Genomic DNA, 13275 nt, shown 5'->3' on the forward strand with positions numbered 1-13275 from the left:
GAGCTTTCCGGGACAAGCGAGAAGGCGGGTTGAGAGTTCAACCCGCCCTCTTCACGTGTCATCGAGGAGGTTAGATTACGACGAACAGGAGCCAGGCCAGCAGGGGTGCTGCGACGATCATGGACATTCCCCAGATCATCATGCCGCGGAAGGTTTTTTCGCGTTTTTCTTCTTCAGTGTTGGCAACGACCAGTGCGCCGCCCGTAGAGAAGGGGCTGGAATCAACGGCCGAGGCGGCGATGCAGAGCGCGATCACGAAGCCCAGAACGCCTACGGAACCGGTGATGAGCAGTGGGGCTGCCAGAGGGACGAGCACGACGAACATCGCGTTGGTGGAGGCGAAGGCCGATACCACGCCTGCCACGACCAGCATCATGAGCGCGGCGAGGAGGGGTGTGCCGATGCCGGCGACGGAGTTGGCGAGTTCTTTGATGACGCCGGCGCTTTCCAGCATGCTGATGTAGGTGACGATGCCGCCGATCAGGAGGATGACGTTCCAGCCGATGTGCCCGAGGGCTTCCTTGGAGTGCTGGGGGTACAGTGCCGAAAGGGTCACGGCGGCGGCGAGGGCGAGGAATCCGACGTCGAGCTTGAAGCCAAGGGCGCCCACGAGGATGCTGACCATCAGAACCAGGGTGACGATTTTCTGGCCGGTCCACGTTGCGGTTTTCACGATGGTTGCGGTGCCGCCCCCAAGGTATGAGGTGGTGGGATCAGCGGTCTCCTCTTCGCGTCCGCGGCGCATCAGCTCGGGTCCTCCCAGCAGAATGAACGCCACGGCGTTGATGACTACGTTGGCGATGAAGGTCCAGAGGAAGAGCTGGCCGGCATCTACCGAGATCCCGATTTTCTCGAGAACGCCGTCGACGATGTTGTAGTAGACGGCGATGGGGGAGAATCCGCCGGCGTTGGTGCCGTTGATGATGCACAGGCCCACGAGCAGCGGGCTGATCCTGTAGCGCTGGGCGAAGGCAAGACCCACGGGGATGAGGATGGCGTTGGTGGCTGCGGAGAGCGCGCCGGATCCGGTGATGATGGCGGCGAGGATGAAGAACACCCACGGGACAAGGGCGACGCGTCCCCGAACAGCTCCCACAGCTCTTCCAACGATTTGGTCGATGGTGCCGTTGGCCCGGGCCACGCCGAAGAGGTAGGTCACGCCCAACAGTGTGATCAGCAGGCTGCCCGGGAAGCCGGAGGCGATTCCGGAGGCTGTCTGGCCGAAGTACAGTACGCCGAGGAGGAAGGCGACAACGAGGGCGACGGCGCCCATGTTGATTTTGCGCCACATTGAGAGGCCGAAGATGAGGACAAGGCCGGAAACGGCCACGAGTTCTTGCATGGCTTAGTTGATCTCCACTTGGTAATCGGAATGATGATGCCAGCCCATAGGACTCGCGGTACTCGGCGACGTCGCCGGTATGAGTGCGTGCGGTGCGGTTGATTCTGACGAGGGGATCCCCGCCTTCGCAGTTCAAAAGTGCGGCCTGGTCGTCGGTGGCCTGGGTGACCGAAAGTTCCTTGGTTGCCGAGCCGATGATGAGCCCGATCCGGTTTTCGTATTCCGGATACAGCAGGTTGCCGAGTTCATTGAGGTTAATGTCAGCGATCGGCTGAAACTGCGGCAGCGGGAGCCAGATGTCTTCGACCAGGAAAGGGGTGTCCTGCCACAAACGAAGACGGTGCAGGTGCAAGATCGGGGAATGTTTCGGGATGTTCAGGGCTGCTGCGACGTGGGTGGGCGCGTCCTGCGTGTTCCGTTCGAGGATGCGGCTGCCGGGGGTTTGTCCGGTTCCTCCCTGCATTCGGAAGAAACGGAACAGGGAGTGCTGGAATGTAGCCCGACGAACATACGTGCCGCGTCCCTGGTGGCGTTCCAGGATTCCGTCAGCGGCGAGCTCCGCAAGGACTTGCCGGAGCGTTCCCACTGAGATGCCGTACTCCTCAGCCAAGGCAGACTCGGGCGGCAGCGGTGTTGTGCTGGGCCATTCGTTTGCCCGGACGCGCCGGATCAGGTCGTCTTTGACCCAGTATCTGCAGGACTTCTGGGCGCGGGGGAGGAGCTCGTCGAGTGTGGAGTCTTATGCGCGGGACCTTCTGCGATGGTTCCGTTTTCTGTGGGGTTCTGGCAGGGAATGGGAAGGGTCCTGGCCACCTCTTCTAGACAGCCCTTGCGCTGCAGCCGGGGACCGCGACAGTCCTGCCCTGCGGGCGCCTGAAACTCGCTTCACTCAGATTCGGAGGGAGAGGGGCGAACGGCAGAATGCGAGTCATGCGTTGCTGCTAATACCGCGAGGTCCTGAATGAGCTGTTGTATCTCACGGTCACGGTCACGGTCACGGTCTCGAGGCGGGCTTTGTGAAAGCTGGACGAATTTCCCGGGGTGAAGGAGAACAAGAGGCCGGCCTGGGGACGGCACTGCAGCCTCCTCGGGCCCAATTGGGTCCGAAAACTCTGGTTGTCCCACACAGCCTCCCTTAACGCGTTTCTGCCGATGCTGTTCCGAGTGCGGCGGGAGGGTTTTCCTGAATCGTCATTGATAGATCCCTTACGTCTGGAGGGATATTCCCTGCAGCAGACTTTAGTAAGGCCTTGGCTACTCTAATTTGGAGGGCTCCAACAAAAATATGCCTGTCATTTCGGTGCAGATGCACCGGATCGCCCTATGCTGCGAGAGGCGAGAGGTCATCTGGTTCGGTTCCTTCACCGCCATGACCGCCATGACCGCCGCAACCGGAACTGTCCTGCTCATCACCGCCGCGCCGCATGTGAGAGGCCTCTATTGGGAAAGGACGGTCGGAAAGTCGATCGTTCACCGTTCCCTGAGCAGATGCCGGCCCTATCGGGTGAGACCTTTCTGTGTTTGCTTGGTGGCGCCAATTGCTGCGCGGTTTTGCGGGCGGTGGGGGCTTTGCTGTGCGTGGAGAGCGCTGCGACCGGCGGAGTTGCCTGGTTGCGGTCTGCGATAAGTCTTGCCTCCACCGCTTCCCTGTCTCCGATGTGGTCAAGGCTCCTTGCGAGGGCTTCCCTGCGTTCTGCCGAATCGTAAGTCGTCACGGCTTCGTCCGTCAGCTGTTCGGGCTGGGCGTTGTCGGCATCGACGCTTTGGCGTTGGGCTTTGTCGGCCCGTTCGGCTTCGGCGAGAAGCTGTCCGGCTTGGGCGTTGTCCCCTGCCTCATCCAGAGCTAATGGAGGGCCTCTCAAGCCGCACACTGGCCAATTTAGATAGCCGATAACGGATATTCCGTCAGCCTGCCTCGGCCGGCAAACCCGTGCTTGCTAATCACGGGGCCGGAACTGGTGGCGGCTTTGGTCCGTCCGTGGCTGGGGGTCAATTCGGGTTATCCACGGCTGGAAGTAGGAGCCGTTGGGGTAGCTCCCTGACAGCTGACGAAGGCGTCGCTAACCGCGGTGATGCTGCCATCTTTCATCTGTTATCAGGCACCTGCAGGGTGCTTGATTACGGAAGGCTTCAAAGTCGGGCGGGGGAGGGGCCGGCGGCGCCTGTCACGATCGGGTGTCGAGGTAGTGCAGAATCGCCCGGGCCGTTTCCTCCGGGGCGCTGAGGTGGGGGCAGTGCCCGGTGGCCTGAAGCTGCACCAGGGTGCTGTGTTCCAGATTCTTGTGCAGGTAGGCGCCCACTTCCGGCGGGGCAAGCCGATCGTTGGAGCACTGCAGAATCAGGCAGCTGGTGCGCACCTTTTTCAGTTCAGGGCGGGTGTCGGAAAAAAAGGTTACCCCGGCGAAGTGCCGTGCGATGGACGGATTTGTCCGGCAGAAGCTGACACGCAGGTCCTCCGCTAATTCCGGCTCCTGCGGGTTGCCCATGACCATGGGCGCCAAGGCCGCGGCCCAGGCGAAATAGTTGCTATCCAGAGATGCCAGCAGGCCCTCGATGTCTTCCCGCGAAAACCCGCCCACGTAGCCATCGTACGGGTCATCCGTATGACGGGGTGAAGGAGCAAGCAGGACCAGGTGGGAGAAACGGTTGGGGTCCTGCACTGCGGCGATCACGGCGATCATCGTGCTGACACTGTGGCCCACCAGGATGACGTCCTCAAGTTCAAGGGCAGCGCAAACCTCCAGCAAGTCCGACGCGTACCCATCCAGGGACCCGTACTTCTCCCAGTCATAGACGCTGATGTCGGAGTGTCCTGCACCAACATGATCAAAAAGCACCAGCCGGTAATCATCAATGAAATAGGGCAGCAGCTTCCGCCACATAGCCTGATCGCAGCCAAAACCGTGAGCAAACATCAACACAGGCCCATCATCCCGGCCGAATATGGTGACATTGTTCCGGCCGATTACCGCAGCAGCTGCTTCGATCACGTTCTCACTGACCCTCACGTAGGGTGGCGTCCTGTCCCAGACTATCCACGGGAAATAGAGAATCCTAGGGATCCTCCCACATAACCTTCAAGGTGACGTCGATTCAGCCCGTTACATGCGACGCGGCTTACGCGACTCCTCCGACAGGGACCATGATCGCGATCAGAGCGTTGTCGGCCAGGGTATGGGCGAACCAAATTGGAGCCCGTCCAAAGTGCGACTCGCGGCCGAACCGCTCGGGGTCGACGTCGGGATGGGCGAGGCCGTTGTCCTAGTGGATGCGTAGCAGCTTGGCAGCATAGGCCGAGGACAGGCGGCCAAGCTGAAAGCGTAGATGGATCTAGCTACGCTGGAGCTTGCAAGCTTTCGCGGCCGAATAATCAATTTCGCATTGTTGGAGCACCTTAATGGGACGGCAGCTATACGCTCGACGCCTCGTCTCAGGCGTCCCACATTCAGTCAGCACTTAAACCTGGGTGACATAGCAACCCCATTCAGAAACGCGGGACTGTCCGATAAACGGTGTGTGGAGTCCGGCCGGTTTTCATTATTGAGTGGTTCTTTCGAACCGGCCGGCGAAGGTAATCGCGAACGCGTTTAGTGCAGGCTTCCACCTCATCACCCAGCGTGCCCGACCGCCGCCGGTGGGTCAAGAGATCTGGTGACCAGATACAGGCATTTCAGGGCCGCGGTCTCGTTCGGAAAATGCCCGCGGGCCCTCACTGCCCTTCGGTAGCGTGCGTTGATCGACTCGATCGCGTTCGTCGTGCAGATCACCCGCCGGATCTCCACGTCGTACTCCAGGAACGGCACGAATTCAGCCCAGGAGGATTCCCAGAGCCGCACGATCGCCGGATATCGCTGGCCCCACTCGGCCGTGAACTCAGCGAACCGGTCCTTCGCCGCTTGCTCGGACGGGGCCGTGTAGACCGGCTTGAGCGCCTTGACGATGCCGTCGCGGTGCTGCCGTCCGGCATAGCGGAAGCTGTTGCGGATCAAGTGCACGATGCACTGCTGCACAACCGTTCGCTCCCACGTCGTCGTGATCGCCTCCGGCAAGCCCTTGAGCCCATCGCAGACGGTGATCAACACATCCTCCACACCCCGGTTCTTCAGCTCGGAGAATACCTGCAGCCAGAACCGGGCACCCTCGCCACCGTCGCCGGCCCAGATGCCCAAGATCTCCCGCTCCCCGTTTGTGGTGACCCCCATGACGACGTAGAACGGGGTGTTGCGCACCTGCCCGTCACGGACCTTGACCACGACTGCGTCAACGAAGAGCACCGGGTAGATCGGGTCCAAAGGCCGGGCCGACCATTCGGCCAGTTCCCCGGCGACTTTCTCCGTGATGCGGCTGATGGTGTCTTTGGAGACTCTGGCCCCGTAGACCTCCTCGAAGTGCGCCGCGATTTCCCCGGTGGTCAGCCCCCGGGCAGAGAGCGAGAGCACGATCTGGTCGATCCCGTCCAGACGCCGTTTCCGTTTGGGCACGATCACCGGGTCGAACGAGCCGTCCCGATCCCGGGGCACCTCAATCTCGACCGGGCCGATCTCGGTCAGCACGGTCTTTGACCTGGTGCCGTTGCGCATGTTGGCTGCGATCGGTGTCTGGCCATGCTCGTGCCCGAGGTGCTCGGTCAACTCGGCTTCCAGCGCGGTCTCGAGCACGTTCCTCGTGAGCTGGTTCAGCAGCCCGCCGGGGCCGACCAGGCTCACGCCCTGTTCCTTGGCCTGCGCGAGCAGCCGCTCCGCAAGCTCCTTCTGATCGATGATCTCTCCCGTCACAGGATCGATCATCACCCCTGTCATCTCGGTCGTGGACTCTGACACGGCCGTCTCCTCTCGGATTGGGCCGGACCCCACACACCGTTATTCAGACAGTCCCTGGGTTAGTCCCGGCTACTATCAGGAGCCAGTGGAGTGGCTGCTTAGCGGTAATGGTTGTTGGCGGTGGCGGTGTTCGCCGTTGACTTGGGGCCAAGCCTTGCTCTGGCAGTTCGAGCTTTGGGTTCCTCAGGGCAGGTCGAAGGGCAGTGTTTTGTAGGCGGTGTTTTTGTTCATGTTCCAGCCGGCGATGAGGCCGGAGCCGATCATTTGGTCGCTGAGGCGGGCGAGGCGGTAGGCGGGGTCGGTGTCGAGTGCTAGTTGGAGGAATTGGTGGGCTTTGCTGCCTTTGCCTTCCCACCAGTTGATGTAGCCGATGGCCGTGAGGACCGGTGCGGAGTGTTCGGGGCTGGTGCGGGTGTAGGCGTGCAGGAGCAGTTGCTGTGCCCACTCGATGCGTGACCACCTCGGGGCGGCTTCAGTTTGGGCGAACAGGATCTGCTGCATAGGTTCGTCCACTCCGGGGATGTCTGCGATGAGCCGGTCGCGGATTGCCGGGAATTGCAGGTTGGCGACCAGGGCATGGCAGTCGTCGTCGTTCGGGAAGGTTCTGGAGTCGAGCATGTTTGACCAGAGTTTCCTGCCCTGCTGCAGAGCGGAGTCGATGGGCTGGGTCCTGATGGTTTCCATGTGATGTTCGACGGCGGCCGCTTTCGTTTTTCCTGGCTGGTGGTTGGGAGGGTGATCCGATCGGTTGGTTCGATGGAGCTGCCCCGGTAGATGAATTCGGCGTTGATCGCACTGGTCTCGGTTGAGCTGACGGGCAGGGCGAGGCTGGTGCCGGGGTCGCCGTCGTAGGGGGAGGTTTCGTCTCCGACGAAGAGTCCGTCCCGGATGGTGATGCCCTGTTCGGCGAGGACCCCGGTGAGCGCGGCGATGGTGCCGGCGTGCGGCCTGGCCTGTCCGGGGTGGGCGGTTTCGCTGGTGTAGACGGCGAAGAGGATGGATGTGGCGTTGGTGTCGCTGGTGAGATAGTGGGCGACGGTGCGTGCGTAGGGGAGTTCCTGCCCGGGTTGGCGGGGGAGATCGATGCGCAGGGTCGCGCCGATGCTGTTCTCGTTCAGGGTGATGCAGACCAGGCTTTCCTGCGGCCAGAAGCCCAGGGTGTGGCCGATGAAGCTGAGTACATCTGATGGTGTTTTGATCGTGAGCTTTTCCAAGATCCCGTGGTTCCCTTCACCCTGGTTCTTCCGTGTTGTTGTGCGGTTGTTGGTTGTGGGCGTCGTTCTGGTAGGGGACCACCCGCTGGGTTGAGGGGCCGGAGTGCAACTTGGGGAACCGGCGCCGGGGCGAAAACTTCAGCTGGAGGCAAGGCATCACTGTTCTGGTGATGAAGTTTCCGGTTCCGGGGTCGGCGCGGTAGCGCCCTGGTTGCGTGGAGGACCCGCCCAGCGATCATGGGGCATATCAGAATGACAAGCAGTCATAAAGCTTTTGCTCATTCATCGGGGTACTGGGATCAGGCAGCATGACTTCTGCGGAGGATGAGATGTCACGCCGCAGGGGAGTCCGTTCCCTGAGTCGCCGGGTAGGAGTAACCGAAGTGCCCGCCTAAGTCGGGTATCAACGGTAGGGGGCTTTGGATGGTTTGATTAGTCGATGCTTCGTCTCAGACGCCTCGTGGTCCTTATCCTGTTTGCGGTTTGTGTCACCACCGCGTCATTGTTCTGGGCGCTTGGGCAACCTGGCGTGGACGTCCGTCGTGCCTTTTCTCCACCGCCGCGTGCGGAGGCGGAGCTCGAAATGCTGTCCTCCGGTATGACCGCCGCCGTGAACGTCACCAGAAACCCGGACGCCCAGTGGGTTGTTTGGACTGCAGGGCAGACCGGAATCCCTGAACGCGCGCTGCGGGCGTATGTTGCCGCGGCTGTGACCGTGAATGCTACTGCTCCGGCGTGCGGGATCGGTTGGAACACTGTGGCGGCCGTTGGTTTCGTCGAAACAGCACACGGGACATACGGCGGCGGCAGCCTGACAGCCGCGGGGCAGGTGAGCCGCCCGGTTGTGGGCCCGGTCCTGAACGGTGCCGGATTCGCCGCTATCGCCGACACGGACGCGGGCGCCCTGGACGGGGATACCCGCTGGGACCGTGCTGTGGGACCGATGCAGTTCATTCCTTCCACGTGGCAGCTCGTAGGGCGGGACGGGAACGGGGATGGAACGGCGGATCCGTTCAATGTCGATGATGCCGCCCTTAGTGCGGCGACTTATCTGTGTGCCGGCGGCCGTGACCTCACAACCGCGGGCGGGTGGACCGACGCGATCTACGCCTACAACCAGTCCGATGCCTATATCCGGCAAGTGCGTGACCAGGCCACGGCCTACGCAGCAAAGGCTGGCACCAGGTAAGCAGTCAGCGGTCGGGCTGTTGCGGGTGTGTCCCCGCCCAAGTGTTAATCCAGCGCCTTCGCGGTAGGCCAAAAAGAGTGTGGACAGTGTCCACACTTCCGACCTCGGACTGGGCTTTACAGCCGCCGGACTGCTCAGGATTCCGCATGTTTTCGCGGGTCCCCAGTGTTTTTCAAGGGCTGGAATGCAGTTCGAGTCCCACCTCGGGCACAGTGTTTCCGCAGGTCAGACGGTTTTTGTTCGCTGCGTGTTGACAAAGCTTGACGCCGTCCTGCTCTTGTGATTAAAGGCTCATTCAGCTGCTTGTGAAGTTGCATCAGTGACGTTCGGGCAGAAGCACGCGGGCTCGCTTGGAGGCACCGGCGTCCGCTACCGAGTTGCTACGAGAATTGCCAGCCAGGCAGGAACTCGCACGACTCAACGAAAATTTAGGCGATACCGTCATCGCGCTCGTTCAGCCGGCGAGACGCCTCATATCGCAAGGCTTCGAGACGACTTCTGGGGTGAAGCCCTTGAGCTGCCTTCACCGGGCAGTTTCGGGAGAGCCTGCAAAAGGCGCGCAGGAATCCTGCTCCGGGACGGGCCAGTTGTGGTGCCGCTGGGGCGATTATCTGGCTTCGTAAAAACTCACCGGTCCGCTTTTTACGATCCTGCATGGTCCGGACGCTCCAGCAGCTGCGAGGCGGCGTAACCGATGACCAGGCCGCAGAAGGCTGCGTGGATGCTGAACAGGTCCAGGCCGGAGATGGTCACCACGAAGGTCACCAGCGCGCCCAGCGTAAAGGTGGAGGAGAAGGCGGTCACGAATGCCTGCTGGAGTGCGCGCAGCATCGCAATTCCGCCCAGGACCAGGACGAATTCCCTGGGCGTGGCAAGCATCAGCCGGGTCAGGGTGGGGGCCAGGGCTGCGAAGAGCAGGGCGAGGCAACCATAGGTCACCGCTGCTGTGTACTGCCGTTCTTTAACTCCCGACGACGTCAACAGGGCGTTCGTAGGGCCCGTCACGCAAGCCGATACCGCGCCGAAGCCGGCGTTCAGCAAGGAGAACGCGCCGGAAACGATGGCGAAAACGTTCACGGGCGGCCGGTGTCCGGCCGTCCGAAGCACGGCGATGCCCTGGCCATTCTGGACGAACAGCACCGTCAAGGCCAGGGGAACCACCAGCTCCAGCTGCGACGCCCACGTGAACACCGGAGGGGTGAAGACCGGGGCGGCCAGGAGGGGTCCCGGCTCCGCGGGAACAAACTGCCCGCTGACCGCCACCGCCAGGCAACCGGCCACCAGCGTCCCCAGAACGGGGGGAAGGAATTTCCCCAGGGCCGGCAGGGCGGTCAGGAGCAGGAACGCGCCCACCATCGGGGCCGCGACGGCCGGGTTGGCTTGGCTTGAGGAGACGATGTCCGTGCCGAAGCGGAGGAACACGGCGGCGACCATGGCCATGACGATCGGCAGGGGGATCGTCGCCATGATCCGACGGACCACTCCGGTGGCGCCCAGTGCCAGGATGAGCAGGCCGGCAGTGAAGAACGTGCCCACCACCTCCGCAAAGGAAAGGTGCTGCAGCGACGGCCCGAGCAGTACCGTGCCGGGAATCGACCAGGCGAACGCCAATGGCTGCCGGTACAGCAGCGACATAATCAGTGTCGCGGCACCGCCGGAGAACATGATCCCGAAAACCCACGAGGCGAGCTGGTCCTGGCTCAGCCCGCCCGCTGCCCCGACGGCGAGGGTGACGGCGATGGGCCCGGAAGCCGTGAAGACCAGGCCAATGGCGCCGTTGGAAAGGTAGGTCGGGGCTACGTCCCGGAGGAAACGGCGTGGTCCGGCTGGACGGGCTCCGGGCCGTTCCAGGAGCGGTTGCTGCGCAGGCGGCATCTCAGCGGCCGCCAGCCCGGGCGCCGGCTCATGGGGGACGGGCGCTGCTGCGGTCTCGGGTTGGGTGGCTGGGTCCTGGCGGAAAGTGGGCATCCGGGCTCCTGGCTGCGTGGTCAGAAAAGGCAGGCACCCCGGAGATGCAGCTCCGGGGCGCCTGGGTTGCCGGGACCTGGCACCGGCCTCAGGCAAGCAGGGGCAAAAGTCCTACTTGGTCTCGCCTTCCTTGGCGAGGACGTAGTTGTACACAGCGTCCTCGCCGGCTCCACCATCCGTGCGGGGTTTGGGGTCCAGCATCAGTTCAGGCTTGACGGCCGAGGCGATGTCGTCTGCGTTGTGCGGGTCACCCGGGAAGTAGAGCTGCTGGGTGACGGGCTGGTAGCCGGGTGCCGACACCTTGATGTGGATGTGGGCCGGACGCCAGGCGTGCCAGCCGGCCGCCTCAATGAGCTGACCGCAGGCGCCGTCCGTGGGGATCTGGTACGGCGCCGGGCGCATGGTGTTGATTTCGAAACGGCCTTCGTCGTCGGCCTTGACCGTGGCCCGGAAGAGCCACTCCGGCAGGCCCGGGGCGTACTGCGAGTAGAAGCCGGCGGCGTCCGCGTGCCAGATCTCCACCTGCGCACCCTGGAGGGCATTGCCGTTGGTGTCCGTGAACTGGCCGGTGAAGCGCAGGGGGGTGCCCTCTTCCCCGTCGCGCATGAGGACAGTGGCCGGCGTCGCAAGCTCCGGAGAGCCGGGTACGTAGTACGGGCCCTCGATGGTGCCCCTCGTGCCGGGACGGTCCTGGGAGTTGACGTCTTCCACCGTGTGCTCCAGCCACACGTCCAGGAACAGCGGCCACTCGCCGTCGGTGCCTACCTTGATCAGCCACGCCTTCAGCGCGTTGTATTCCTCGTAGGTGACCTGGTGCTCAACGACGATGTCATTGGCGGCCTTGATGAGCGCCCCGGCCAGCAGGCTCACGCGCTCCTTGGGCACCGTCAGTTCCGAGAGCTTACCGGAAGCGGCGAAGCGCTCGGTGGCCTTCGATCCGGCTTCAACGGCAGTGCCCTCTTTCTCGTTCCGGGTATCCAGCTGGGTCTCAGTCATGGCGGTCTCCACCTTCGTCGTTGAAATTGGGGCCAGGAAGGTCTCCTGTACCCGCCGCGGGACGCTGGCACAGGAGAACCTGCCGTCCGTGGCGTCGCGTGATGTCTGTCTCATCGTAGGTCCGAAGATAATGACGAAACAAATATTGATAAGGCTGGTTTCTAGTCATTATTGGGACATAAAAGCACCCTTGGTCGACCCTAGGTGTTTGCCGGATGTGAGACCAGTCACGAGGGGGAAGAATTGCCTCTAACGTCCACCGCCGGCATCGCCAGCCAGGACCTCCCGCCCTTCCGTCCAGCAATCTCCAATGAGGGAGCACGCCATGACCGAGAACCTGATCCATGCCCGCGAGGTCCTTGCCGACGCCGTGATAGACGACCGTGAGAACGGCATCATCCGGGCCAAGCGCGAAATCTTCACCGACCAGGAGATCTTCGAGCTCGAGATGAAGCACATCTTCGAAGGCAACTGGGTGTACCTGGCCCATGAGTCCCAGATCCCCAACGTGGGTGACTACTTCACCACTTACATCGGCCGCACCCCGGTGATGATCACCCGGGACAAGGACGAGAAGCTCAACTGCATCGTCAACGCCTGTTCGCACCGCGGCGCCATGCTGTGCCGCCGCAAGACGGACAACCGCACCACCTTCACCTGCCCGTTCCACGGCTGGACGTTCAAGAACTCCGGCGAGCTGCTGAAGGTCAAGGACTCCCGGAACGCCGGCTACCCCGAGACCTTCAACAAGGAAGGCTCGCACGACCTCACCAAGGTGGCCCGCTTCGAGTCCTACCGCGGCTTCCTGTTCGGCTCGCTGAAGGCTGACGTGCTTCCGCTCGAGGAGCACCTGGGCGACGCCACCAAGGTGATCGACTCGATCGTTGACCAGTCACCCGACGGCCTGGAGGTGCTGCGCGGTTCCTCCACCTACACCTACGACGGCAACTGGAAAGTCCAGGCGGAGAACGGCGCCGACGGCTACCACGTCACGGCCGTGCACTGGAACTACGCCGCCACCACCGCCCGCCGCAGCGCCGGTGACTCCGCCAACACGACCAAGGCCATGGACGCCGGCAAATGGGGCAAGGTCAAGGGGGGCTTCTACTCCTACGACCACGGGCACCTGCTGCTGTGGCAGGAATGGACCAACCCCGAGGACCGCCCGCTCTGGGACCGCCGCGAGGAACTGGTCCAGAAGTACGGCGAGGAGATGGCCAACTTCATGATCAACATCTCGCGCAACCTGTGCCTGTACCCGAACGTGTACATCATGGACCAGTTCTCCTCGCAGATCCGCCACTTCCGGCCGATTTCCGCGGACCAGACCGAGGTGACGATCTACTGCATCGCTCCCAAGGGCGAGTCCCAGGAGAACCGCTCCAAGCGCATCCGGCAGTACGAGGACTTCTTCAACGCCACCGGCATGGCCACGCCGGACGATTTGGAGGAATTCCGCTCCTGCAACAAGACCTACTGGGCCACCAGCGCCCCGTGGAACGACATGACCCGCGGCTCCACCCACGAGATCGCCGGTCCGGACGAGCAGGCCCAGGCCCTGGGCATGACCAGGGTCATCGCCTCCGGCGTGCGCACCGAAGACGAAGGGCTCTACCCCATCCAGCACGGGTACTGGAAGGAAGTCATGGACCGTGCCCTGGCGGAGGAAGAGGAGCGTTCCGCGCCGGACTGTGTCCCCGTCTCCGCCTGACAGAGCCCACCGGAACCAGAGAGAGCGCAGAACCC

Annotated in this window: 7 protein-coding genes and 3 pseudogenes; 2 read left to right on the plus strand and 8 right to left on the minus strand. The window is 62.7% G+C overall.

Annotated elements, in window-relative coordinates:
• Positions 1 to 70: 70 nt before the first annotated feature.
• The 6 genes and pseudogenes from NXY83_RS09120 to NXY83_RS21055 all read right to left on the minus strand — a co-directional run.
• Positions 71 to 1342, minus strand: coding sequence for an SLC13 family permease (locus NXY83_RS09120; RefSeq protein WP_258805767.1), 1272 nt, complete (start codon positions 1340 to 1342; stop codon positions 71 to 73).
• 85 nt (positions 1343 to 1427) lie between these two features.
• Positions 1428 to 2015 (minus strand): annotated as a pseudogene (locus tag NXY83_RS21045) (GntR family transcriptional regulator); the annotation flags it as partial.
• A gap of 1492 nt (positions 2016 to 3507) precedes the next feature.
• On the minus strand, positions 3508 to 4332 hold the full coding sequence (locus NXY83_RS09130) for an alpha/beta fold hydrolase (RefSeq protein ID WP_258806132.1): 825 nt from the start codon (positions 4330 to 4332) through the stop codon (positions 3508 to 3510).
• A gap of 547 nt (positions 4333 to 4879) precedes the next feature.
• A pseudogene (locus NXY83_RS09135) lies at positions 4880 to 6129 on the minus strand (IS256 family transposase).
• Positions 6130 to 6345: 216 nt separating this feature from the next.
• A complete protein-coding gene (locus NXY83_RS21050) occupies positions 6346 to 6846 on the minus strand; it encodes a DUF4192 family protein (RefSeq protein ID WP_397427578.1) in 501 nt (166 codons plus the stop codon).
• A gap of 242 nt (positions 6847 to 7088) precedes the next feature.
• A pseudogene (locus NXY83_RS21055) lies at positions 7089 to 7376 on the minus strand (DUF4192 family protein); the annotation flags it as partial.
• A 439-nt stretch (positions 7377 to 7815) separates the two neighbouring features.
• Here NXY83_RS21055 and NXY83_RS09145 point away from each other — a divergent pair.
• A complete protein-coding gene (locus NXY83_RS09145; RefSeq protein WP_258805769.1) occupies positions 7816 to 8565 on the plus strand; it encodes a lytic transglycosylase domain-containing protein in 750 nt (249 codons plus the stop codon).
• A gap of 642 nt (positions 8566 to 9207) precedes the next feature.
• Here the strand turns inward: NXY83_RS09145 and NXY83_RS09150 are convergent.
• Both NXY83_RS09150 and catA read right to left on the minus strand, forming a co-directional pair.
• On the minus strand, positions 9208 to 10533 hold the full coding sequence (locus NXY83_RS09150) for a benzoate/H(+) symporter BenE family transporter (protein ID WP_258805770.1): 1326 nt from the start codon (positions 10531 to 10533) through the stop codon (positions 9208 to 9210).
• 111 nt (positions 10534 to 10644) lie between these two features.
• Positions 10645 to 11529, minus strand: coding sequence for a catechol 1,2-dioxygenase (gene catA, locus NXY83_RS09155; protein ID WP_258805771.1), 885 nt, complete (start codon positions 11527 to 11529; stop codon positions 10645 to 10647).
• 325 nt (positions 11530 to 11854) lie between these two features.
• On the opposite strand from catA, the gene benA reads away from it, so the two are divergent.
• Positions 11855 to 13240, plus strand: coding sequence for a benzoate 1,2-dioxygenase large subunit (benA, locus tag NXY83_RS09160; RefSeq protein WP_258805772.1), 1386 nt, complete (start codon positions 11855 to 11857; stop codon positions 13238 to 13240).
• Positions 13241 to 13275: the final 35 nt, after the last annotated feature.

Origin of the sequence: Pseudarthrobacter sp. NS4 (assembly GCF_024758005.1) — a bacterium.
Taxonomy (GTDB): Bacteria; Actinomycetota; Actinomycetes; order Actinomycetales; family Micrococcaceae; genus Arthrobacter.

Bases quoted from the DNA above. Each gene is read 5' to 3' on its own strand.
- NXY83_RS09120 (WP_258805767.1), bottom strand. From the start codon at position 1,342: ATGCAAGAACTCGTGGCCGTTTCCGGCCTTGTCCTCATCTTCGGCCTC.
- NXY83_RS21050 (WP_397427578.1), bottom strand. From the start codon at position 6,846: ATGGAAACCATCAGGACCCAGCCCATCGACTCCGCTCTGCAGCAGGGC.
- NXY83_RS09145 (WP_258805769.1), top strand. From the start codon at position 7,816: ATGCTTCGTCTCAGACGCCTCGTGGTCCTTATCCTGTTTGCGGTTTGT.
- NXY83_RS09150 (WP_258805770.1), bottom strand. From the start codon at position 10,533: ATGCCCACTTTCCGCCAGGACCCAGCCACCCAACCCGAGACCGCAGCA.
- catA (WP_258805771.1), bottom strand. From the start codon at position 11,529: ATGACTGAGACCCAGCTGGATACCCGGAACGAGAAAGAGGGCACTGCC.
- benA (WP_258805772.1), top strand. From the start codon at position 11,855: ATGACCGAGAACCTGATCCATGCCCGCGAGGTCCTTGCCGACGCCGTG.